We start from the raw sequence: 21222 nt of genomic DNA, 5'->3' as shown, positions 1-21222 counted from the left end.
GGCACGGAGCCGACGCCCGCGTCATGCCGTCAGGACGGCAGGTCCCGCTGCATCGCCACGAGCTGCAGCTTGTGGGTGAAACCCACCTTCTCGTAGAGACGGGTCGCCCCGTTGGGGTTCTCGGAGTCGACCACGAGCTCGATCCGGTCGTAGGCGCCGGAGCCGGCGCCCAGCGCGATGGTCCGCAGCAGCGCCGCCTGGGCCAGCCCACGACCCCGGGCCTCGCGCACCGTCCCCACGAGGTTGACGAACAGCTCGCGGTCGACCCACTCGCTGCACAGCACGTAGGCGAGCACGTCCCCCTCGTCGGACAGCGCGAGCGAGGACATGTCCGCCCGCACCGACCGGCCGGTCCAGTTCTCGTGCCACACCTCGGCCGTCTGCGGGCCGGAGCCCCAGTGGTCGCGGAAGGCGTCGTTGTGCGCGATCCGCGTCGCCTCCTCGTGGACGTCGCCGGGCGAGACCAGCTCGACACCGTCCGCCTGCGGCACCTCGGCACCCCGGTCCAGCGGTCGGGTCAGCAGGTTGTAGTAGCGGACCGGGCGGTAGCCGCGGCGTGCGAGCAGGGCCGAGGCGGAGGATCCCTGCAGGCCGCCGTCGGCGCGCACCCAGCCCGGCAGCCCCGGGTGGCGCTCGGCCACCAGCTCGGCCACCCGTGGCTCCATCAGGTCGAGCAGCTCGCGTCCCAGGCCCCGGCCCCGGTGGCTCTCCCGGACGCCTCCGGAGAGGTAGCCGCGACCGTGTCCCTCGTTGTCGGGGGTGGGCGGGACGCTGACCTGCACGAAGCCGACCATCTGGCTCCCGTCCCACACCGCCAGGGTGTCCCGCGCGGGGTCGACCCCGTCGTGGCCCAGCTCCTCGAGCAGGTCCTCCTCGCGGTAGTACTCCTCGGTCCCGTCGACCGCGGCGAGGTGGTTGGTCAGGTCGGCCCACGCGGCGACCTGGTCGGTCGCGATCGGCGCCCAGAGGTAGGCCGTGCCCGTGCCGGCCGGTGCGGTGTGCTGTTCCATGCGAGCAGTGTGCTGCAGCGCCGCGGCGTGCGCGAGCCGTTTTGCCGGTCAGACCCGTCCGAGCCGGGCGCGCACGGCATACCCCACGGCGCCGGCACCCACGAGCAGGGTGCCGCCCAGGACCGAGGGGGTGGGCAGCGTCGCCGCGAGCACGAGGCAGCCGGTCAGCCCCACGACGGGCACGACGCCGCCCGGCGCCCACTCCCGGCGCAGGGTGAGGGCCGCGGCGTTGGCGACGGCGTAGTAGAGCAGCACGCCGAAGCTGGAGAAGCCGATGGCGCCGCGCAGGTCCGCCACGAGGACGACGACGAGCACCACGACCCCCACCGTCAGCTCGGCGGCGCGGGGGACGGCGGAGGACCCGGACACGGTGGCGAGCGCGCGCGGGAGGTGGCCGTCGCGGGCCATCGCCAGGCTGGTGCGGGAGATGCCGAGCAGGAGGTTGAGGAGCGCGCCCAGCGCGGCGACGCCGGCCAGCACCCGCACCACCCAGGCCAGGTCCGCCCCCCACACCAGGGCGGCCACGTCGGCGACGGGTGCCGACGAGGCGGCCGTTCCGTCCGCTCCGAGGACACCCAGGACGACGAGGCCCACGAGGAGGTAGAGCCCGAGCACGACCGAGAGCGCGATGACGACGGCCCGCGGGATGACCCGTTCCGGGTCCTCGATCTCCTCGCCGAGGGTGGCGATCCGGGCGTACCCCGCGAACGCGAAGAAGAGCAGACCCGCCGCCTGGAGCACCCCCAGGACGACCCCGCCGGTGCCGAGCACGGTGCCGACCGGTTCCCCGGGTCCGCCCCCGAGCACCAGGGCGGCGTCCCAGGGCGTCCGCCCGTCCCGGGGGACCAGCGCGGCGACCGCCACCCCGAGCAGTGCCGCGCCGACCACCGACACGATCACCCGGGAGGCCCGCACCGAGCGGTGCACACCCAGGAGGTTGAGCGCGGTCACCGCCAGGACCGCCACGACCGCCGCGGGGCGGGCGCTGCCGGGGACGAGGTAGCTGCCGAGGGTCATCGCCATCGCCGCGCAGGAGGCCGTCTTGCCCACGACGAAGCACCAGCCGGCGAGGTAGCCCCAGAACGGGCCGAGCCGCTCCCGACCGTAGACGTAGGTCCCTCCCGCGGACGGGTGCCGGGCTGCCAGGGCCGCGGAGGAGAGCGCGTTGCAGACCGCCACGAGGGCGGCCAGCGCCAGCGCCGGCAGGACCAGCCCACCCGCCGCCCGCACCGCCGGGGCCCACACGGCGAAGACCCCCGCGCCGACCATGGCCCCGAGGCCGACCGTCACCGCGTCGGAGAGCCCGAGGGTGCGGCGCAGCCCTCCCGGCGCCACGCTCAGGCGAGCCGGTAGTCGACCGGGGTGGGGAGCTGCACGGTCCGGGAGACCGTGCAGAGCCGGTCGCGGGAGCGGGCCACGGCGTCCGGCAGCCGGTGCCGGGCCGCGTCGCCGGCCTCCCCGTCAGGGAAGGTGACCTCGACGGTGACGGTGAGCGGGCCCAGGTGGTTGCCGTCCGCGTCCCGCAGCTTCTCCGCCTCCGCGCTGACCCGGAACGTCGTCGGCTCGGCCAGCCGGGAGGTCAGTGCGTCGACGTCGACGCCGGAGCACCCCGCGACCGCCGCCAGCAGCAGCTCGACGGGGGTGAAGTCCTCGGTGCCGGCCGAGGACATCGTCAGCCGCCCGCCGCGCTCGTTGACCGCCTCGAAGGTGGCCGGGCCGGTACGGGTGAGGGACACGGAGCGCAGCGCGTCAGCAGTCATGGCCCGTAGTGTGCCAGTCGTGACCGACTCCCCCTCCACCCAGCGCGCCGGTCTGCCTGCCGGGCCGGCCGTGCCCCGCGGCCGCCTCGTGCTGGTCCGCCACGGGGAGACCGCATGGTCGCGGACCGGTCAGCACACGGGCCTGACCGACCTGCCGCTCCTGCCCGAGGGGGAGGCGGCGGCACGCGACCTGCGGGGGATGCTGGGCGCGATGACGTTCGTGCACGTGCGCTGCTCGCCGCTGGCCCGTGCCCGGCGGACCGCCGCCCTGGCCGGGCTGGCCGTCGACGTCGTCGACGAGGACCTCGTGGAGTGGGACTACGGCGTCCACGAGGGACGATCCACCCTGGAGGTGCGGGCCGAGCTGGGCTACCACTGGACCGTCTTCGAGCACGGCACCCTCCCGGGTGCCACCCCGGGCGAGACGGTCGAGGAGGTCTCGGCGCGGGCGAGCCGGGTGCTGGACCGGGTGTGGCCGATGCTCTTCGAGGGCGACGTGTGCCTCGTCGGCCACGGCCACGCCCTGCGCATCCTGGCCGCGGTCTACCTGCGCCAGGCGCCCCGGTTCGGGGCGCACCTGACGTTCGAGGTCGGCTCGGTGGCGGTGCTGGGGCACCACCACGAGTCGCCGGTCATCGAGGGGTGGAACCTGCGCCGCTGAGCTCGGAAGGGCGGGAGTCCTCGGTGGTGAGCGGCTCCACCTGCGGCAGCGGCCAGGTGTGCACGGGCAGGTTGTCCTCGGAGTGGTCGAGGTAGTGCCGCAGCATCTCCCGCAGCGCGTCCTCACGGCTGTAGCCCGCGGCCTCGTAGGCCTCCGTGGTCGCGACCTGCCAGCTGGCGCCGTTGGTCCGGGTGCGGCACCGGCCCTCGATGACGGAGAGGAAGTGGCTGCGCACCTCACGACGCAGGCCGAGCGCGGCCAGGCCGTCGTCGGCGACCGACAGGAGGTGGTCGGCGACCAGGTCGACGGCCGGGATCCTGCCCAGACCGGGCCACACCTGGACGCTGGTGATGCCGTGCCGGGACGCGTCCATGAAGTTGCTCTCGGCGTCGTCGAAGGTCATCTTCGTCCAGATCGGCCGCCCGCTCGTGGTGAACGACTCCAGCAGGCCGTAGTAGAAGCAGGCGTTGGCGACCATGTCCACGACCGTGGGTCCGGCGGGCAGCACACGGTTCTCGACGCGCAGGTGGGGCACCCCCTGGCTCATGTCGTAGATGGGCCGGTTCCAGCGCCATACCGTGCCGTTGTGCAGCTTCAGGTCGACCAGGGACGGCACGTTGCCGGACTCCAGGATGGCCAGCGAGTCCTCCTCGGACATCTCCGGCAGCAGCGCCGGGAAGGACCGCACGTTCTCCTCGAACAGGTCGAAGATGGAGGTGATCCAGGCCCGCCCGAAGTAGGCCCGCGGCCGCACCCCCTGGTGCTTGAGCTCCACCGAGCGGGTGTCCGTCATGGCGGTGAAGAGCGGGATACGGGTCTCGGCCCACAGCCGCTTGCCGAAGAGGTACGGGCTGTTCGCGCCCAGGGCGACCTGCACGCTGGAGATGCTCGAGGCGGCGTTCCAGTAGACCGGGAAGTCCTGCGGCGTCACCTGCTGGTGCAGCTGCACCGAGGTGCACCCCGACAGCGGCCCGATGGTGTCGTGGTAGCTGGCGACCCGCTCACCCGTCGGCCCCTGGATCTCCAGCTCGAAGCCCTCCCCCCGCTCGCGCAGCAGCGAGTCGTTGAGGGCGGTGTAACGCACCCCGTCCGAGAGCCAGGGCTGGTCGAACAGGTCGGCGCGCAGGGTCGGCAGGATGCCGATCGCGGCCACCCGTGCGTGCCGCGTGCGGGCGGCGTCACCGGCGTGCCGCAGGGACTGGGACAGCCAGCGCTCCAGACGGACGGCCTGGTCTCCGGCCATCGGCCGCGGCGGCACGTTCATCTCGATGTTGTAGCGACCCACCTCGGTCTGGAAGTCCTCGTCGGTCATCTCCGCGAGCACCTCGCGGTTGATGAGCGCCGGTGCCAGGGTGGACTCGTCGACGAGGTTGAGCTCGATCTCCAGACCCATCTGCGGTCGGGTGAAGTCGAAGCGGCTGCCCTCCAGCATCCGCTCGAACACGTCGAGGTCCTGCACCACCTTGGCCCGGAACGCCAGTCGTTGCTCACGGCTGAAGTCGCTCTGACTCACCTCTTGACCCATGGGCCGATCCAAACACACTTGGCGGAGTATGACGAGGGTCCGGCGTGCCGTTTCTGCACGCCGGACCCTCGTGGCCGGGTCGGGAGGCCGGGTCGGGACACCGGGCCCGGCCGGTCGGCACCCCGACGACGTCAGTCCTCGAACGCCTCCGGCGGCGGGCAGGTGCAGATGAGGTTGCGGTCGCCGTAGACGCCGTCGATGCGTCGCACCGGCGGCCAGTACTTGCGCGACGGGTCCACGCCCCGGGGGAAGACCGCGGTCATCCGGTCGTAGGGGTGGTCCCACTCCCCCGCGATCGAGAGCGCGGTGTGCGGCGCGTGCCGCAGCACGCTGTCCTCCACCGCGCCGCGGGCCGCCTCGGCCTCCGCACGGATGGCGATCATCGCGTCGACGAAGCGGTCGATCTCGCCCAGGTCCTCCGACTCGGTCGGCTCGACCATGAGGGTGCCGGCCACCGGGAAGGACATCGTCGGCGCGTGGAAGCCGTAGTCGACCAGCCGCTTGGCCACGTCGTCGACGGTGACGCCGGTCTCCTTGGTGAGCGGTCGCAGGTCCAGGATGCACTCGTGCGCGACCAGGCCGTTCTTGCCGGTGTACAGCACCGGGTAGTGGTCCCGCAGGCGCGCCGCGACGTAGTTGGCGCTGAGCACCGCCACCTGGCCCGACCTGGTCAGGCCGGCGCCGCCGGTCAGGCGGATGTAGGCCCACGGGATCTGCAGGATGCCGGCGGAGCCGTAGGGCGCGGCCGAGATGGGGCCGGGGCCGCTCTGCGGCCCCGCCTCCTCATCGAGGGGGTGGTTGGGCAGGAAGGGCGCGAGGTGCTCGCGGACCGCCACCGGTCCCACGCCCGGGCCGCCGCCCCCGTGCGGGATCGTGAACGTCTTGTGCAGGTTCAGGTGGCTGACGTCCCCGCCGAACTCGCCCGGCTTGGCGATGCCCAGCAGCGCGTTGAGGTTGGCGCCGTCGACGTAGACCTGTCCCCCGGCCTCGTGGACCAGCTCGCACAGCTCGGTGATCGTCTCCTCGTAGACGCCGTGCGTGGAGGGGTAGGTGACCATGATCGCGGCGAGCTCGTCGCGGTGGGTCTCGACCTTGGCGCGCAGGTCGTCCAGATCGATCCCACCGTCGGCGGTGCTCCTGACGACGACCACCTTGAGGCCGGCCATCACCGCGCTGGCCGCGTTGGTGCCGTGCGCGCTGGACGGGATGAGGCAGACCGTCCGCTGGTCGTCGCCGCTGGAGAGGTGGTACTTGCGGATGGCGAGCAGCCCCGCGAACTCGCCCTGCGCACCGGCGTTGGGCTGCAGGCTCACCTCGTCGTAGCCGGTGATCTCGACGAGCATCTCGCAGAGCTGGCGGATCAGCTCGCGGCTGCCCTCGGTCTGGTCGAGCGGAGCGAACGGGTGCAGACTGCCGAACTCGGTCCAGGTCACGGACTCCATCTCGGTGGTGGCGTTGAGCTTCATCGTGCACGAGCCGAGCGGGATCATGCCGCGGTCGAGCGCGTAGTCCTTGTCCGAGAGAGTCCGGATGTAGCGCAGCATCGCCGTCTCGCTGCGGTAGGTGTTGAACACCTCGTGCGCCAGGTAGGGCTCGTCGTCGCCGCGGGCCAGTCCGCCCCACGCGGGCGCGTCGACGACCGGGACCGAGGGGGGCACGTCGACCCCGAACGCCTCGGCGACCGCCTGGAGGTCGCCCAGCGTGGTCAGCTCGTCCACGGACAGCTGGACGGTGTCGCCGTCGACCTGCCACAGGTTGATGCCGCGGTCGAGCGCCGCCGCCAGCACGTCGGCGGCCCGCCCGGGGACGGTCACCCGGAGGGTGTCGACGTAGTGATCGCCGGCCAGCTCGAGACCGCCGGCGGTGAGGGCGTCGGCGAGGGCTCGGGCCTTCGCGTGGGTCTCCAGGGCGATGCGGCGCAGACCCTCGGGGCCGTGCCAGACGGCATACATCGAGGCCATCACCGCGAGGAGCACCTGGGCGGTGCAGATGTTGCTCGTGGCCTTCTCGCGGCGGATGTGCTGCTCGCGCGTCTGGAGGGCCAGACGGTAGGCGGGGTTCCCGTCCGCGTCCACGCTCACCCCGACGAGACGTCCTGGCATCGTCCGCTCGAGGCCGTTGCGCACCGCGAGGTAGCCCGCGTGCGGTCCGCCGAAGCCCATGGGCACCCCGAACCGCTGGGTGGTTCCCACGGCGACGTCCGCGCCGCAGCGGCCCGGCGAGGTGAGCAGGGTCAGCGCCAGCAGGTCGGCTGCGGCCGTGACGAGGGCTCCCGCGGCGTGCGCGGCGTCGGCGACGGGGGTCAGGTCGCGGACCAGACCGTCCGCCCCGGGGTACTGGACCAGCACGCCGAAGACGTCACGGTCACCGGCCGCCGACCGAAGGCTCGCCTCGTCGACCACGCCGGTGAGGTCGGCGGTGACGACGTCCCAGCCCACCGCGTGGGCCCGTGCCCCGACGACGGCGAGCGTCTGCGGGAGCACGTGCTCGTCGACCAGGAGCACGGCGTCCTGCGCGACCTTGCTGCTGCGCCGCATCAGCGCCATCGCCTCGGCGGCGGCGGTGCCCTCGTCCAGCATCGAGGCGCCCGCGACATCCAGCCCGGTCAGGTCGGTCACCATGGTCTGGAAGTTGATGAGGGCCTCCAGCCGGCCCTGGGAGATCTCCGGCTGGTAGGGGGTGTAGGCGGTGTACCAGGCCGGGTTCTCCAGGATGTTGCGCAGCACGACGGGCGGGGTCTGGGTGCCGTAGTAGCCCAGGCCGATCATCGAGGTGAGCACCCTGTTGCGGGCCGCGAGCTCGCGCAGCTCGGCGATGACCGCCTGCTCGCTGGGGGCGGCGGGGAGACCGAGCGGTGACCGGGTGCGGATCGCGGTCGGCACGGCGGCGTCGAGGAGTGACTCGAGGCTGTCGTGCCCGAGGACGCCGAGCATGTGCTCCACGTCGGCGTCCCGGGGGCCGATGTGCCGGCCGACGAAGTCGGCCAGGGTGGTGGAGTCGAGCGGGGCGGCGTCGTCGGTCACGACGTGGCCGGCCTCGGCGACGGGGGTGGGGGCGGTGTCGGTGCTCATGGCGGATTCCTCACGGACAGGGGGCAGGCCCTCCCCCTCTGTCCCTCGGCGGCCACGCCGACGTTCCAGAGTTGCCTGACCCGCGAGATCCTTGTCGCCTGAGAGCTTGTCGGGGAGATTTGCCCCTTCGGCGCCCCACCTGGAGGGTGGGGTCTCTCCCTCGCGGGATCGACGGCTGCGCCTCAATCTAGCAGGGCCGGCACGGAGGGGCGGGCGGGTATGCCGCGTGCGAACTGCGGCGGAGCGGCCCGGGGCGGGCCACGCCCGGTGTCCGTGCCGGAGGCGCGGGGCCGCTCAGGAGGTGCGGCGCTGGCGGCGGCGCGCCGAGAGCTCGTCGGCGGGGTGCTCCGCCGGGTCGTCGGTCGCGCGCTCGCTGGGCAGCTCCGCGAGCTGTCCCTCGACCTCTCGCCAGACGCTGCCGACCGCGATGCCGAACACGCCCTGCCCACCGCGGACGAGGTCGATGACCTCGTCGTCGCTGGTGCACTCGTAGACGCTGGCCCCGTCGCTCATCAGGGTGATCCGGGCCAGGTCCTGGACCCCCCGCTCCCGCAGCGCCGTGACGGCCACCCGGATCTGCTGGAGGGAGACCCCGGTGTCGAGGAGTCGCTTGATGATCTTCAGCACGAGGATGTCGCGGAAGCTGTAGAGCCGCTGCGTGCCCGAACCGCTGGGGTTGCGCACCGAGGGCTGCAGCAGGCCGGTCCGGGCCCAGTAGTCCAGCTGGCGGTAGGTGACCCCGGCGGCGCCGCACGCGGTCGGACCGCGGAAGCCGATCGTCTCGTCCATCGAGGGTCGGTCCTCGGTGAAGAGCACGCCCTGGGCCGGAACCTGCGGGCCGGGGACGTCTGCGCCAGCGTTCACCGGTTCTCCTCACCTGTGTGGATCGTGTGACTGCTGTGCCTCGTGTGACTCGAGTGAGTCGTGCGCACCTCTGAACCGTAGGCGGCGCAGGGTGCCGGGTCAACGACCGTCGCCCGGCGCGCCGGGCCCGCACGCCCGGACTCCCGGACGCGGGTCTGGGCCGGGAGCGGGGTCCTCACGGCGTCCGCGGCCCGTCCTCGGGCGGCCCCTCGTCGTGCGACCCTTCCTGGCGCTCGGCCGGCTCCTCGAAGTCCTCGGCCGAGACCTGGTCCAGGAACTCGCGGAACCGCTCGACCTCGTCCTCCTCCTCGACCGCCATGGTGATGCCGACCTCCTCGAGGAGGCTCTCCGGCGCCAGGATCGAGGTGCCGGTCCGCAGCGCCAGCGCGATCGCGTCCGAGGGCCGGGAGGAGATGACCACGCCCTGGTCGAAGTGCAGCTCGGCGTAGAACACGTTCTCCTCCACCGAGGTGATGTGCACGGTCTCGAGGGTGCGGCCGAGCGAGGTGATCACCGTGGCCATGAGGTCGTGGGTGAGCGGGCGAGGAGGCTCGACCCCCTGCTGCGCGTAGGCGATCGCCGTCGCCTCCGGTGCTCCGATCCAGATGGGGACGTAACGCTGACCGTCGCGCTCCCGCAGGAGGACGATCGGACTGTTGGTGGGCATCTCCACCCGCACACCGAGGACGTCGAGGACGATCACCCGTCCACGGTACCTCCGCCGGGTCGGGACCGTCGCCCCGGAGCCTCAGTCGGCCAGACCGGAGCGGACCAGCGCGACGTGCAGGGCGAGCATGGTGGAGAGCAGCTGCGCCTCTGCCTGGGCCGGGTCGGGACCGGCGGCGCCGCGGGCGTGCCGCCGCCGCAGGGGTTCCAGGACCTGGCGGGCGAGGCTGATCTCACGGTCGGCACCGATCCGGAAGGAGCGCAGGTGGCGTGCCTCCATGCCGTAGCCGGACAGCGCCGCGGCGGCCGTCGCGACGTCGACGTCGTCGGCGTGGTGCCGGCCGGAGGAGTCGGTCCGCAGCAGGCCGAACGCCTTGAGCTGCCCGTAGACGGCCGTGTCGAGGCCGGTCCGCTCGCGCAGCTCGGCCGGTGAGAGGCGGACGGCGCGGCGACGACGCAGTGCGGCGGCGCTGAGGTCAGTGACCCGGGCCTCCTCCTCAGCCGTGGCGCGGGCCTGGGAGGCGCGCGGGGCGGACTCAGGTCCGCCGTCCTCGACCGGAGCGGTCAGACCCGGGACGTCGAGCCCCTGGTCGAGGCGGTCCAGCGCGTCCTTGATCACCTTCAGCGGCCAGAACCGCTCCCGCTGCGCGGTGAGGATGAAGCGCAGCCTCGCCACGTCGGAGTCGCTGAAGAGGCGGTACCCGGAGGATCGGCGCTCGGGGCTGACGAGTCCCTCGGTCTCCAGGTAGCGGATCTTGGAGATCGTCAGGTCCGGGAAGTCCGGCTCCAGCGCCTTGAGGACGGCACCGATGGAGATCCCGTCCGAGCCGTGCTGATCGGCCCGTGCGGCAGAGGTCACGACCGGCCGAGGTAGTAGACGAGCCGGAACTTGCCGATCTGCACCTCGTCACCCGGGTGCAGGACGGCGTCGTCGATGCGCTGCCGGTTGACGTACGTGCCGTTGAGCGAACCCACGTCCCGCACCTCGTAGCCCTCACCTGACCGGGCGAACACCGCGTGGCGGCGGGAGACCGTCACGTCGTCGAGGAAGATGTCGCTGCGGGGGTGCCGACCGGAGGTCACCTCGTCCGAGTCGAGCAGGAACCGGGCGCCCGTGTTCGGGCCGCGCTGGACGATGAGCAGCGCGGTGCCGGGGCGCAGGGCGTCCACGGTCCGCTGGTCCTCCGGCGAGAGCCGGGGCATCTCGTCGTCGAAGCTGTAGTCGGCCGAGGGCAGCTCGGCGCCCCGCTGGAGACGTGCGGTAGCGGGGTCGTGGCCGAAGTCGTGGTGCTCTCGGTCGCGGTCGCTCACGGGTGGTCCTTCCTCGTCGTCGGAACGGGCGGGTGCGGGCCCTCCACTCTAGTGCAGGGCGGTGATGGGGCGGCTCAGTCGAGCTGGCCCTGGTAGGCCTGGGAGTCCATCAGCCCGTCCAACGCCGTCGGGTCCTCGAGGCGCATCTCGTACATCCAGCCGCCGCCGTAGGAGTCGTTGTTGATGAGCTCCGGCGTCGAGTCCAGGGTGTCGTTGACCGCGACGACCTCGCCGGCCACCGGCGCGTAGATGTCGCTGACGGACTTCGTCGACTCGATCTCCCCGACCGAGTCCCCCGGGGTGTGCGACTCGCCCACCGTGGGCAGGGACACGTAGACGATGTCGCCCAGCGCGTCCGCGGCGTAGGACGTCACCCCGATCCGCACCACACCCTCACCCTTGTCCTGGACCCACTCATGATCGGTGGTGTAGCGAAGGTCCTCCGGGTAGTTCAGCGTGCTCATCGCTCTCCTCGCGTGGTGTCGTCCGGTCGCGGCGCTGCGGCCGGGGCGGTGGTGATCCTCACCTTATGCCCGTCCTCACGGCTCCTCGGCGGCGGGCACGGGCTGAGCGTAGCGGGGTTCGCCGACGGTGCGCACGGCGTCGATGAGCAGGGTGTCCTGCTCGGTGACCTCGACCGTCGCCCCGGCCCCGCGCAGGCTGTCGGTGAAGCCGCCGGGGATCGCCATGGCCCCGGAGAGGGTGTGGGGCTCACCCACCGCGAGGATCCGGAGCGGCTGCGTCAGCGCGTTCCCGTCGAGGCTGACCCGACCGTCCGGGTCGGTGCCCACGAAGCTGGAGGCGATCACCCGGGTCGTGCCGATCTGGATGGCCTCGGCGCCGGCGTCGCGCAGCTCCTGGATCCCGTCGAGGAGCATCGTCTGGGTGACCACCCCGCCCGGGTCGTTGACGAAGACGACGATGCCCGGCCCCTCGACGGGGACCGTCCCGGCGAGGATCTCGTAGGACTCGAGCCGCTGCCGGGCGGCCTCCGCGGCCGCCGCGTCACCCTGCTGGCCCTGGAGCTGCTCGCGGTCCCCCTCCAGCTCCACCACCTCCCGCTGCAGCGCGTCCACCCGCGTGGACGCGTCGTCGAGGAGCGCGACGAGCTCGCTCTGGCGCAGCTGGCCGAGCCCCGCCTCGTCCGCGCTGCGCACCTGGGCCACGAGGGCCACCCCGAGCAGGACGGTCAGCGCGGAGGCCAGGACCTGCCCCCGGTTGAACCGCAGCTGGCTCATCCGGGAGAGCCGCCGGCGGGCCTCCTCCGGGGTGGGTCCGGGGTTGACCGGTCGTCGGCGGACCCGGGGGGACCGTGTGGATCGTGCCGCCATCAGGCCCCCAGGAGGTGCCGGCGGATCACGGCGACGTTGGAGAAGATGCGCAGCCCGAGGACGACCACCACACCCGTGGAGAGCTGCGCCCCGACGCCCAGCTGGTTGCCGAGGAAGACGATCAGCGCGGCGACGACGACGTTGGAGAGGAAGGAGATGACGAAGACCCGGTCGTTGAAGATGCCCTCCAGCGAGGCACGGACCGCGCCGAACACCGCGTCCAGCGCCGCGATCACGGCGATCGGCAGGTACGGGGCGATCCAGACGGGCACCTCGGGGCTCAGCACGAGGCCGAGCACGATGCCCACCACCAGTCCCAGTACGGGGATCATCAGTTCTCCTGCGTCGAGGTCGGGTCGTCGGGCACCTGGCCCACGCGGGTCGTGAGCCGCTGGGCGGCCGGGAGCGTGATCGTCTGCTCGGTCGTCACGGACGTGCGCAACCCCAGCTGACGGCGCAGCTCGGACAGGTAGGCACCGGTGATCCCGACCGAGGTCTCGCCCTCGAGGCGCTCCGGGTCGCCGATGGCCGCCACCACGTAGGGCGGGGCGAGGCCGCGGAAGTCGACGATGATGGCCTCACCGGCGAACCTGATCGCCGAGGTGCTGGTGAGACGGTGGTCGTTGACGGCGATCGCCTCGGCGCCGGCGGCCCACAGCCCGTTGACGACGAGCTGCAGGTCCCTCGCGTTGACCCGCTCCGGCTGGGTGTCCTCCCCCGGCGCCTCGCCCGCAGGACTCTCGGCGTCCTGCAGGGTCACCACGACCCCGGGTCCCTGCACCGGTTGCGCCCCGGCGCGCAGCGCGGAGGCCGCGATGCTGCGCTCCCCCTCCGATCCGGACTCGGCGGCCGCCTGCTGCTGCTCCAGCGCCAGGATCTCGCTGCGCAGCTCCTCGACGCGCCGGGCCTGCTCGTCACCGGCCACCTGGGCCGCCTCGATCCGCTCGATGAGGCCGGTCCGCGTGGCGGCCGACGCGGGGTCGGGCGCGCGGAGGGTGACGGCGGAGACGGTGACGAGGAGTCCGAGGACCAGGGAGACGACGAACATCAGAGCCGTCCCGAAGCCGGAGGAGGCGGGCAGTCCGGCGTCCTCCCGGGCCCGGGCCGCCGAGTGGTAGCCCGGCCCGACGGGCGGGTCCAGCACCTCCTCCAGCAGGGCCATGGAGGCGGCCGGGTCGGGGTTGCGCTCGGCCGAACCCCGTTGCAGCCACCTCATCGGACCGCCGCCGTCGTGCGGCGCTGACGCAGCATGTCGCGCACCTGCCAGGCGTAGATGAGACCCGTCACCCAGTACAGGACCGTCCCCCACCAGGTGAGGGCCCAGCCGACGACCAGCGACGCAGCCGTCCACCACCCGTCCACCGCTCCCACGAGCAGCAGGGGGAACGCGCCGAGCAGGCAGAAGGTGGCGGCCTTGCCGACGAAGTCCACCGGGGGGATCGGCAGACGCAGTCGCGTGACCAGCGGAGCCATGGACAGGATAAACGCGTCGCGGGCCACCAGCACGACCAGGAGCCACCACGGCAGGGCACCGACCCACGCGAGGCCCAGGAGCGTGGTGGCGATGTAGAGCCGGTCGGCGATCGGGTCCAGCAGCTGCCCGAACCGGCTCTCCAGTCCGTAGCCGCGGGCGATCTTGCCGTCGAGGTAGTCGGTGAGGCTGGCGACGGCCAGGACGGCGGCCGCCCAGAGCAGCCGGTCGGTGAGGAGGAGAACCACGAAGACGGGCAGGAGCAGCAGCCGCACGATGCTCAGCACGTTGGGCACCGTGAGCAGCCGACTCGTCACCCCCGGGTCCACGCTCATGACCGGGAGTCTAGTTGGCCGCCCCGTCGCTCCCCGCCACGCCGCAGGGGCGGTCCCGGACTTCTCCGGAACCGCCCCTGCGGCACTTCTCTCGGTCGGGCTGACAGGATTTGAACCTGCGACCCCTTGACCCCCAGTCAAGTGCGCTACCAAGCTGCGCCACAGCCCGAGGCCCTCTCGGGCAGGGTCAAAGATAACCCATGCGGGTGGCGCCGACCCAATCCCGTCCCCCGCCCCCGCTGGTCAGTCGACCGCGCGCCGGATCTCGGCGATGTCGATCCTGCGCTGGGTGAGCATGACCTCCATGGCGCGGCGCGCACGCTCGGGGTCGGGGTCGCCCAGCAGCGCGTCGAGCTCCTCGGGCACGATCTGCCAGGAGAGGCCGAAACGGTCCTTCAGCCAGCCGCACATGGAGGGTTCCCCGCCGTCGGCGAGGAGGGCGTCCCAGTAGCGGTCCGTCTCCTCCTGCCCGCGGGTGCGGACGACCAGCGAGACGGCCTCGGTGAAGCTGAACTGCGGTCCACCGTTGAGCGCGGTGAACGGGCGACCGTCGAGCTCGAAGTCCACCGTCATGACCGAGCCGACCTCCTTGTCGCTCGGCGTCTCGGCGGCGTAGGGCGCGCCACCGACCACGTGCGAGTTCGGGAACACGGAGGTGTAGAACCGCGCCGCCTCCTCAGCCTGGTCGTCGAACCACAGACAGGTGCTCAGGGTGGCCATGCGGATCCTCCTCGGTGCGGTCCCGCCCGGTCGGGTGGGGTATGTCGATGCTCGGGTAGACCTCCCCGGCGCGCCACACTCATCGCCCGGGTGGGTCAGCGTCGCGAGCGTCGCTCCCTCACCCGCACCGAGATCTCGATCGGCGTGCCCTCGAAGCCGAACTCCTCGCGCAGCCGCCGCTCCAGGAAGCGGCGGTAGCCGGCCTCGATGAAGCCGGACGCGAAGAGCACGAACCTCGGGGGGCGGGTGTCCGCCTGGGTGGCGAAGAGGATGCGCGGCTGCTTGCCGCTGCGTACCGGGTGCGGGTGACCCGCCACGACCTCGCCGAGGAAGGCGTTGAGCCGGGAGGTCGGCACCCGCCGGTCCCAGGACGCCAGGGCGAGCTCGAGAGCGGGCTCCAGCCTCGCCACGTGCCGTCCGGTGGCGGCCGAGATGTTGACCCGGGGCGCCCACGGGATCTGGACCAGCTCGCGCTCGATCTCCCGCTCCAGGTAGTACTGGCGCTCCTCGTCCATCAGGTCCCACTTGTTGTAGGCGATGACGAGCGCCCGGCCGGCGTCGACGACCTGCTGCACCACCCGGATGTCCTGCTCGGCGATCGGCTCGGAGACGTCGATCAGCACGACCGCGACCTCGGCCTTCTCCAGCGCGGTCTGCGTCCGGAGGGAGGCGTAGAAGTCCGCGCCCCGGGTCTGGTGCACCCTCCGGCGGATGCCCGCGGTGTCGACGAAACGCCATACCTTGCCGCTGTCGGCGAGCTGGATGAGCTCGTCGACGGGGTCGCGCGTGGTGCCCGCCACCTCGTCGACGACGACCCGCTCCTCGCCGGCGAGCTTGTTGAGCAGGGAGGACTTGCCGACGTTCGGCCGCCCGAGGAGGGCCACGCGGCGCGGACCGCCGCGCTGGTAGGCGCCGAAGACGGACGACGTGTCCGGTAGCACGTCGAGGACGGCGTCGAGCGCGTCGCCGGACCCGCGTCCGTGCAGCGCGGAGACGGGCCACGGCTGGCCCAGACCGAGGGACCACAGCGACGCCGCCTCCCCCTCCATCCGCTGGTCGTCCACCTTGTTGGCGACCAGGACGACGGGCTTGCGGGAGCGCCGCAGGAGGCGGACGACCTGCTCGTCGGTGTCGGTGGCGCCCACGGTCGCGTCCACGACGAAGATCACGACGTCGGCGAGCTGGACCGCGACCTCGGCCTGCTCGGCCACCCGCAGGTGGATCCCGGTCGCGTCGACCTCCCAGCCGCCGGTGTCGACCAGCGTGAAGCGCCGGCCGGCCCAGTCGGCGTCGTAGGCGACGCGGTCCCGGGTCACCCCGGGGACGTCCTCGACGACCGCCTCCCGGCGGCCGATGATCCGGTTGACCAGGCTCGACTTGCCCACGTTGGGACGCCCGACCACGGCCACGACGGGACGGGACTCCTCGTGCTCCTCGTCGTCCTCGCCGGGCCCGCCGCGCTCGACCAGGTCGCGGTCCTCGTCGGAGAGCTCGAACTCCTCCAGGCCCGCCCGCAGCGCGTTCTCGAGCTGCGCGTCGTCCTCGGTGGGGTCCGGCCCGGGCCGGACCGGGTGGTCGGGGTCGTCGCCGCCGGTCCACACGACCTCGACCCCGTCCGCCCCGGGGTCGACGGGGTGCTGCTCGTCGGTGCTCATGCCGTGCCGCCCGCCGCGAGGGCGTCTCGGCGCAGGCGCACCTGCCGCTTGATCCGCCCCAGCATGGCGACCATGCCGCGCATGCGCAGCGGCGACACGGCGGCCGAGAGCCCGAAGCGGTAGGCCGCGTCGTCCGGCACCTGCAGGACGTCCTCGGCGGGCAGACCGTCCAGCCCCTCGTGCAGGATGCCCGCGAACCCGCGGGTGGTGGGGGCCTCGGGGGGCGCGTCGAAGAAGAGCCGCACCGTGCGGTCCGGGTCGTCACCGACCTCCACGGCGAGGAAGAGCGGCGACTGGCACTCGTCGACGCGCTCCATGCTCTCCAGGTGGCCGGCGTAGCGCTCGGGCAGCTCCGGCAGCTCCCGGCTGATCTCGAGGAGGAGCTGGAGCCGCTCCCGCTCGGTGACGGCGGAGAAGTCCTCGGCCAGCTCCGCGAGCGCCGCGGGCAGGCCGGCGCCGGGCTCGGCGGTGGCGGTCACGAGCGCTCCACGGGGACGCCGACGGAGTTGCCCCACTCGGTCCAGCTGCCGTCGTAGTTGCGGACCTTCTCGAAGCCGAGCAGGTGGGTCAGCACGAACCAGGTGTGGCTGGACCGCTCCCCGATGCGGCAGTAGGCGACGACGTCGTCCGAGGGAGCGAGCCCCTGCTCCTGCAGGTAGATGGCCTCGAGCTCCTCGCGGCTGCGGAAGGTGCCGTCCTCGTTGGCGGCGCGCGCCCACGGCACCGACCGGGCACCGGGGATGTGCCCGCCGCGCATCGCGCCCTCCTGCGGGTAGTCGGGCATGTGCAGCAGCTCCCCGGAGAACTCCCCGGGCGAGCGGACGTCGACCATCGGCTTGCCGAGGTGCTCCAGCACGTCGGCCTTGAAGGCCCGGACTGCGGTGTCGTCGCGCTCCACGACCGGGTAGTCGGCCGGCTGGACCTCGGGGACCTCGGTGGTCATCTCGCGACCCTCGGCGACCCAGGCGGCGCGGCCGCCGTCGAGCAGGCGCACGTCCTCGTGGCCGAAGAGGGTCATCACCCACAGGGCGTAGGCCGCCCACCAGTTGGACTTGTCGCCGTAGATCACGACGGTGGTCCCGCGGTCGATGCCGCGCTCCCCCATCACCTGCGCGAAGCGCTCGCCGTCGACGTAGTCACGGGTCAGGGGGTCGTTGAGGTCGGTGTGCCAGTCCAGCTTGAGGGCGCCGGGGATGTGTCCGGTGTCGTAGAGCAGGACGTCCTCGTCGGACTCCAGGACCACGAGGCCCTCTTCGTGGAGGTGCTCGGCGAGCCAGGCGGTCGTCACCAGGCGCTCGGGGTGGGCGTAACCGGCGATGCGGTCGTCGGCCGGGGTGGGCTCGGAGGTGGTGGTCATCGGGACTCCTGGGTCTCGGGGGTGTGCAGCGGGGCAGGTGAGGTGGGGCTGGCGACTCCGGCCTGGACGACGTCGAGGACCGCCTGGACCGACTCCTCGAAGGACAGCTCCGAGGTGTCGATCCCCACCACGCCCTCGGCGGGCACGAAGAACGCGCTCACGGTCGAGTCGTCCCGGTCGCGGCGCACGATCTGGTCGCGGGTCGCGGCGAGGAGCTCCGCCCCGGCACCGCCGTGCAGCTCGGTGGAGCGGCGCGCCAGCCGGGCCTCCTCCGAGGCGGTCACGAGGATGCGGTGCTCGGCGTCCGGCGCGACGACGGTGGTGATGTCACGTCCTTCGGCCACCACGCCGCCGTGATCGTGGCGGGCCTGCTCGATGAGCTCGCGCTGGCGGCGGCGCAGCTCGGCGCGGACGTCGAGGTTGGTGGCGACGGCCGAGACCTGCGAGCTGATCCGGGTCTGGCGGATCGCCTCGGTCACGTCGGTGCCGTCGACCCGCACCGTGACGTCGTCCGGGTCGGTGCCGATCTCCAGCGGGAGGTCGTGGGCGGCCCGGGCCACCGCTGCCTGGTCCGTGAGGTCCAGACCGCGGTCGAGGGCCCACCACGCGAGCGCGCGGTACATGGCGCCGGTGTCGAGGTAGGCGACGCCGAGGGTCCGGGCGACGGCCTTGGAGACCGAGGACTTCCCGGACCCGCTGGGTCCGTCGATGGCGACGGTGATGGGAGCGTCAGGCACCCGCCAAGCCTACCCGCGCCGACCGGACGGGCCGGGCGCCCCGGGGGCCGGAGGGCCTCACAGCTGGGCCGCGCGGTAGAGCTGCGCGACCTCCTCCGAGGACAGCGCGCGGTAGCGCCCGGTGCGCAGCTCGGCGAGGCGCACCGGCCCGACCTGCACGCGCGAGAGAACCTCGACCGGGTAGCCGACCTCCTCCATCAGCCGCCGGACGATGTGCTTGCGGCCCTCGTGCAGGACCACCTGCACGATGGAGTGACCGGGGAGCGAGTCGACCAGCTTGAAGGAGTCGACCTTCGCGGGGCCGTCCTCGAGCTCGATCCCGGCGCGGAGCTGCTTGCCGACGTCCTTGGCGACGACGCCGTGCACCTGGGCGACGTAGGTCTTGGGGATGCCGTAGGCCGGGTGCTGCAGCCGGTGGGCGAGCTCGCCGTCGTTGGTCAGCAGCAGCAGACCCTCGGTGTCCTGGTCGAGCCGCCCGACGTGGAACAGCCGCTGGGACAGGTGGCCCACGTAGTCCGCCAGGCAGGGTCGACCCTCCTCGTCGTGCATCGTCGAGACGACGCCGGCGGGCTTGTTGAAGGCGAGGTAGACCTTGTCCGAGTCGAGCACGACGCGGTCGCCGTCGACCCGGACCACCTGCTTGGCGGGGTCGACACGGACACCGAGCTCGGTGACGACCTGGTCGTCCACCTGCACCCGCCCGTCGGAGATGAGCTTCTCGCAGGCACGGCGGCTCCCGAAGCCCGCCCCGGCGAGCAGCTTCTGCAGCCGGATGCCGTCGGGGTCGTGCACGTCGACGGGGGGGCCGGTGCGCGGAGCCTGACGGGGACGACGAGGGGGTGGCGTCGCGCTGCCGGCGCGGCGCGGTCCGCCGCCGGCCGACGACCCGGGTCGTCCGGAGGCACCCGGCCGGCCCGAACCCGCGCTCGACCCGCGCCCGGAACCGGCGCCACCCGGCCGGCCCGCGCCGGTGCCGCCGCGGCCGGAGCCGCCGGTGCGACCCGAGCCGGGGCCACCGCGCCCGGGGCCTGCGGAACCTGAGCCTCCGCGGCCAGACCCGCCCGAGCCTGACCCTCCGCGCCCGGCCCCCGAGCCGCCGCGTCCGGAGCCTCCCGACGCTGAGCCGCCACGCCCGGAGCCTCCCGACCCCGAACCACCGCGGCCGGAGCCTGAGCCTCCGCCTCCGCGCCGTCCACCGCTTCGATCGTTCATGCCAGTCCTTCCGCCGCCAGCTCCTCGAGCACCTCTGCCGAGGGCAGGTAGGGCGCGAGAGCGGGCAGGTCGTCGAGTGAGTCCAGTCCCATGCGCTGGAGGAAAAGGTCGGTGGTGCCGTAGAGCACCGCGCCGCCGGTGGGGTCCTGACCGGTCTCGGTCACCATGCCCCGGGCCAGCAGCGTGCGCACGACCCCGTCGACGTTGACGCCGCGGACCGCGCCGATGCGGGCCCGGCTCACGGGTTGCCGGTAGGCGATGACGGCCAGCGTCTCGAGAGCCGCCTGGGTCAGTCGGGCCTGCTGACCGCCGAGGAGGAAGCGTTCGACGACGCTCGCATATTCCGGGCGGGTGTAGATGCGCCAGCCGCCGCCGAGCCGACGCAGCATGAACCCGCGCTCCGACTCGGCGTAGTCCCTGGCCAGCTCGTCGAGCACCCGGCCGACGTCCTCCACCGCCAGCTCCAGCGCCTCGGCGAGCGACTCCTCGGTCACCGGCTCGTCGACGACCATGAGCACCGCCTCCACCGCCGACCGGGCGCCGCCGGGGAACGCGTCGACGTCGATGGCCACCTGGTGGCCCTCGGCCGGCCCGTCGGCGGGTCCGCCGCCCGCGTCGTGATCGCTGTGCTCGTTCATCGGTTCCCATCCTCCCCGTTGGCGGCGCCTGTGTGCACGCCGCCCTCGTCCTCGTCGTCGAACTCGTCGTGGACCGCCACCTCGCCGCTGGTCGGCCCGGTCCAGCGGACCAGGATCTCCCCGAGCGCCTCCTGCTGCTCGAGGGTGACCAGGGTGTCGCGGAAGAGCTCGAGGAGCGCCAGGAACCTGGCGACGATGACCAGGGTGGTGTCGGCGTCCGCGACGAGGTCGCGGAAGCTGGCGCTGCCCCGCTCCCGCAGGCGTGCCACCAGCAGGGAGGCCTGCTCGCGGACCGAGACCTGGGGTGCGTGCAGGTGGGTCAGCCCCACGGTCGGGGTGGGCCGGGGGATCATCGCCCGGCCGGCGATCATCGCCAGCTGCTCGGGGCTGACACCGAGGACGATCTCGGGCAGCAGCGCCGCGAACCGTTCCTCGACCCCGACGTCCCGGGCGAAGATCCGGCCCACGCCCTCCGTGCGCAGCCGCAGCTCGTCCGCGACCTTCTTGAACGCGCGGTACTGCAGGAGCCGGGCGAACAGCAGGTCGCGGGCCTCGATCAGGGCGAGGTCCTCCTCGTCGTCCTCCCGCGCGTTCGGCAGCAGGCGGGCCGCCTTGAGGTCCAGCAGGGTCGCCGCGATGAGGACGAACTCGCTGGCCTGGGACAGGTCCCAGTCCGCGTCGGTGGCCTGGACCGCCCGCAGGTGGGCGACGAACTCGTCCGTCACGCTCGCCAGCGCGATCTCGGTGACGTCCAGCCGATGCTTGGCGATCAGCCCCAGCAGCAGCTCGAACGGGCCCGAGAAGACGTCGAGGTGGACCTCGAAGGACCCCCGGCTCCCGCTGAGCACGCCGCCCGGGGTGGCCCCCGGCGGCGAGGTGGACGGCATACCCGGGTCCG

23 protein-coding genes, 1 tRNA gene and 1 riboswitch are annotated in these 21222 nt (G+C 72.9%); of the genes, 1 reads left to right on the top strand and 23 read right to left on the bottom strand.

Annotated features, from left to right (window positions below):
* Nucleotides 1–29: 29 nt before the first annotated feature.
* The 3 genes from D4B81_RS13260 to D4B81_RS13250 are packed head-to-tail and all read right to left on the bottom strand — an operon-like array spanning nt 30 to nt 2770.
* Nucleotides 30–1010: a GNAT family N-acetyltransferase gene (locus D4B81_RS13260; RefSeq protein ID WP_122263077.1), complete on the bottom strand. Its 981-nt coding sequence runs from the start codon at nt 1008–1010 to the stop codon at nt 30–32.
* A 48-nt stretch (nt 1011–1058) separates the two neighbouring features.
* Entirely contained in the window at nt 1059–2345 is a 1287-nt protein-coding gene (locus D4B81_RS13255; RefSeq protein ID WP_237565991.1) for an APC family permease, read from the bottom strand.
* 2 nt (nt 2346–2347) lie between these two features.
* On the bottom strand, nt 2348–2770 hold the full coding sequence (locus D4B81_RS13250; protein WP_122263075.1) for an OsmC family protein: 423 nt from the start codon (nt 2768–2770) through the stop codon (nt 2348–2350).
* A 19-nt stretch (nt 2771–2789) separates the two neighbouring features.
* Here D4B81_RS13250 and D4B81_RS13245 point away from each other — a divergent pair, with 19 nt between their 5' ends.
* The gene (locus D4B81_RS13245) at nt 2790–3431 is read left to right on the top strand and encodes a histidine phosphatase family protein (protein ID WP_237565990.1); all 642 of its coding nucleotides are present in this window, start codon (nt 2790–2792) and stop codon (nt 3429–3431) included.
* Here the strand turns inward: D4B81_RS13245 and D4B81_RS13240 are convergent.
* From D4B81_RS13240 to D4B81_RS13145, 20 genes are all read right to left on the bottom strand, one after another.
* Nucleotides 3403–4944, bottom strand: a complete 1542-nt coding sequence (locus D4B81_RS13240) for a glutamate-cysteine ligase family protein (RefSeq protein WP_337189878.1) — start codon at nt 4942–4944, stop codon at nt 3403–3405. The genes D4B81_RS13245 and D4B81_RS13240 overlap by 29 nt on opposite strands.
* Nucleotides 4945–5087: 143 nt before the next feature.
* The gene (gcvP, locus tag D4B81_RS13235) at nt 5088–8027 is read right to left on the bottom strand and encodes an aminomethyl-transferring glycine dehydrogenase (RefSeq protein WP_122263074.1); all 2940 of its coding nucleotides are present in this window, start codon (nt 8025–8027) and stop codon (nt 5088–5090) included.
* A 75-nt stretch (nt 8028–8102) separates the two neighbouring features.
* Nucleotides 8103–8198: riboswitch (glycine riboswitch) on the bottom strand.
* A gap of 123 nt (nt 8199–8321) precedes the next feature.
* Nucleotides 8322–8891 (bottom strand): MerR family transcriptional regulator, encoded by a 570-nt coding sequence (locus D4B81_RS13230; protein WP_272914070.1) that lies wholly within the window; start codon nt 8889–8891, stop codon nt 8322–8324.
* A gap of 175 nt (nt 8892–9066) precedes the next feature.
* Nucleotides 9067–9558 (bottom strand): bifunctional nuclease family protein, encoded by a 492-nt coding sequence (locus D4B81_RS13225; RefSeq protein ID WP_419866244.1) that lies wholly within the window; start codon nt 9556–9558, stop codon nt 9067–9069.
* A gap of 81 nt (nt 9559–9639) precedes the next feature.
* Nucleotides 9640–10416, bottom strand: a complete 777-nt coding sequence (gene ftsR, locus D4B81_RS13220) for a transcriptional regulator FtsR (protein ID WP_122263072.1) — start codon at nt 10414–10416, stop codon at nt 9640–9642.
* Nucleotides 10413–10868 (bottom strand): FHA domain-containing protein, encoded by a 456-nt coding sequence (locus tag D4B81_RS13215; RefSeq protein ID WP_237565988.1) that lies wholly within the window; start codon nt 10866–10868, stop codon nt 10413–10415. The genes ftsR and D4B81_RS13215 overlap by 4 nt, the downstream gene beginning before the upstream one ends.
* A gap of 74 nt (nt 10869–10942) precedes the next feature.
* Nucleotides 10943–11332 carry a glycine cleavage system protein GcvH gene (gene gcvH, locus D4B81_RS13210; protein ID WP_122263071.1) on the bottom strand — a complete coding sequence of 130 codons (390 nt, stop codon included), beginning with the start codon at nt 11330–11332 and terminating at the stop codon, nt 10943–10945.
* A gap of 75 nt (nt 11333–11407) precedes the next feature.
* Nucleotides 11408–12106 carry a DUF881 domain-containing protein gene (locus D4B81_RS13205; protein WP_122263070.1) on the bottom strand — a complete coding sequence of 233 codons (699 nt, stop codon included), beginning with the start codon at nt 12104–12106 and terminating at the stop codon, nt 11408–11410.
* A 92-nt stretch (nt 12107–12198) separates the two neighbouring features.
* Complete coding sequence (locus D4B81_RS13200; protein ID WP_097187442.1) at nt 12199–12531, bottom strand: small basic family protein; 333 nt, start codon at nt 12529–12531, stop codon at nt 12199–12201.
* Nucleotides 12531–13415: a DUF881 domain-containing protein gene (locus D4B81_RS13195; RefSeq protein ID WP_122263069.1), complete on the bottom strand. Its 885-nt coding sequence runs from the start codon at nt 13413–13415 to the stop codon at nt 12531–12533. Before D4B81_RS13195 ends, D4B81_RS13200 begins: the two co-directional genes overlap by 1 nt.
* A complete protein-coding gene (locus D4B81_RS13190) occupies nt 13412–14005 on the bottom strand; it encodes a CDP-alcohol phosphatidyltransferase family protein (RefSeq protein WP_122263068.1) in 594 nt (197 codons plus the stop codon). Before D4B81_RS13190 ends, D4B81_RS13195 begins: the two co-directional genes overlap by 4 nt.
* Nucleotides 14006–14100: 95 nt before the next feature.
* Nucleotides 14101–14174: transfer RNA gene (locus D4B81_RS13185), tRNA-Pro, on the bottom strand.
* 74 nt (nt 14175–14248) lie between these two features.
* Complete coding sequence (locus tag D4B81_RS13180; RefSeq protein WP_122263067.1) at nt 14249–14725, bottom strand: VOC family protein; 477 nt, start codon at nt 14723–14725, stop codon at nt 14249–14251.
* Nucleotides 14726–14820: 95 nt separating this feature from the next.
* Entirely contained in the window at nt 14821–16380 is a 1560-nt protein-coding gene (der, locus tag D4B81_RS13175) for a ribosome biogenesis GTPase Der (RefSeq protein WP_122263066.1), read from the bottom strand.
* The gene (locus D4B81_RS13170) at nt 16377–16859 is read right to left on the bottom strand and encodes a SufE family protein (RefSeq protein WP_122263065.1); all 483 of its coding nucleotides are present in this window, start codon (nt 16857–16859) and stop codon (nt 16377–16379) included. Before D4B81_RS13170 ends, der begins: the two co-directional genes overlap by 4 nt.
* Nucleotides 16856–17737, bottom strand: coding sequence for a sulfurtransferase (locus tag D4B81_RS13165; RefSeq protein WP_122263064.1), 882 nt, complete (start codon nt 17735–17737; stop codon nt 16856–16858). Before D4B81_RS13165 ends, D4B81_RS13170 begins: the two co-directional genes overlap by 4 nt.
* Nucleotides 17734–18474: a (d)CMP kinase gene (gene cmk / locus D4B81_RS13160; RefSeq protein ID WP_122263063.1), complete on the bottom strand. Its 741-nt coding sequence runs from the start codon at nt 18472–18474 to the stop codon at nt 17734–17736. Before cmk ends, D4B81_RS13165 begins: the two co-directional genes overlap by 4 nt.
* A gap of 57 nt (nt 18475–18531) precedes the next feature.
* On the bottom strand, nt 18532–19686 hold the full coding sequence (locus D4B81_RS13155; protein WP_122263062.1) for a pseudouridine synthase: 1155 nt from the start codon (nt 19684–19686) through the stop codon (nt 18532–18534).
* Nucleotides 19683–20324 carry an SMC-Scp complex subunit ScpB gene (gene scpB / locus D4B81_RS13150; RefSeq protein WP_122263061.1) on the bottom strand — a complete coding sequence of 214 codons (642 nt, stop codon included), beginning with the start codon at nt 20322–20324 and terminating at the stop codon, nt 19683–19685. Before scpB ends, D4B81_RS13155 begins: the two co-directional genes overlap by 4 nt.
* The gene (locus D4B81_RS13145) at nt 20321–21211 is read right to left on the bottom strand and encodes a segregation and condensation protein A (protein WP_122263060.1); all 891 of its coding nucleotides are present in this window, start codon (nt 21209–21211) and stop codon (nt 20321–20323) included. Before D4B81_RS13145 ends, scpB begins: the two co-directional genes overlap by 4 nt.
* Between the last annotated feature and the right edge of the window lie 11 nt (nt 21212–21222).

Source organism: Ornithinimicrobium cerasi (assembly GCF_003702705.1).
Lineage (GTDB): Bacteria > Actinomycetota > Actinomycetes > Actinomycetales > Dermatophilaceae > Ornithinicoccus > Ornithinicoccus cerasi.
Note: the sequence above shows the minus strand (reverse complement) of the source record. Positions and strands in the feature narration are given on the sequence as shown.

Coding starts and splice junctions, on each gene's coding strand:
- der (WP_122263066.1), bottom strand. CDS start 16,380: ATGAGCACCGACGAGCAGCACCCCGTCGACCCCGGGGCGGACGGGGTC.
- D4B81_RS13180 (WP_122263067.1), bottom strand. CDS start 14,725: ATGGCCACCCTGAGCACCTGTCTGTGGTTCGACGACCAGGCTGAGGAG.
- D4B81_RS13155 (WP_122263062.1), bottom strand. CDS start 19,686: ATGAACGATCGAAGCGGTGGACGGCGCGGAGGCGGAGGCTCAGGCTCC.
- D4B81_RS13250 (WP_122263075.1), bottom strand. CDS start 2,770: ATGACTGCTGACGCGCTGCGCTCCGTGTCCCTCACCCGTACCGGCCCG.
- gcvP (WP_122263074.1), bottom strand. CDS start 8,027: ATGAGCACCGACACCGCCCCCACCCCCGTCGCCGAGGCCGGCCACGTC.
- gcvH (WP_122263071.1), bottom strand. CDS start 11,332: ATGAGCACGCTGAACTACCCGGAGGACCTTCGCTACACCACCGATCAT.
- D4B81_RS13190 (WP_122263068.1), bottom strand. CDS start 14,005: ATGAGCGTGGACCCGGGGGTGACGAGTCGGCTGCTCACGGTGCCCAAC.
- scpB (WP_122263061.1), bottom strand. CDS start 20,324: ATGAACGAGCACAGCGATCACGACGCGGGCGGCGGACCCGCCGACGGG.
- D4B81_RS13225 (WP_419866244.1), bottom strand. CDS start 9,558: ATGCCCACCAACAGTCCGATCGTCCTCCTGCGGGAGCGCGACGGTCAG.
- D4B81_RS13165 (WP_122263064.1), bottom strand. CDS start 17,737: ATGACCACCACCTCCGAGCCCACCCCGGCCGACGACCGCATCGCCGGT.
- D4B81_RS13205 (WP_122263070.1), bottom strand. CDS start 12,106: ATGAGCCAGCTGCGGTTCAACCGGGGGCAGGTCCTGGCCTCCGCGCTG.
- D4B81_RS13195 (WP_122263069.1), bottom strand. CDS start 13,415: ATGAGGTGGCTGCAACGGGGTTCGGCCGAGCGCAACCCCGACCCGGCC.
- D4B81_RS13200 (WP_097187442.1), bottom strand. CDS start 12,531: ATGATCCCCGTACTGGGACTGGTGGTGGGCATCGTGCTCGGCCTCGTG.
- D4B81_RS13145 (WP_122263060.1), bottom strand. CDS start 21,211: ATGCCGTCCACCTCGCCGCCGGGGGCCACCCCGGGCGGCGTGCTCAGC.
- D4B81_RS13260 (WP_122263077.1), bottom strand. CDS start 1,010: ATGGAACAGCACACCGCACCGGCCGGCACGGGCACGGCCTACCTCTGG.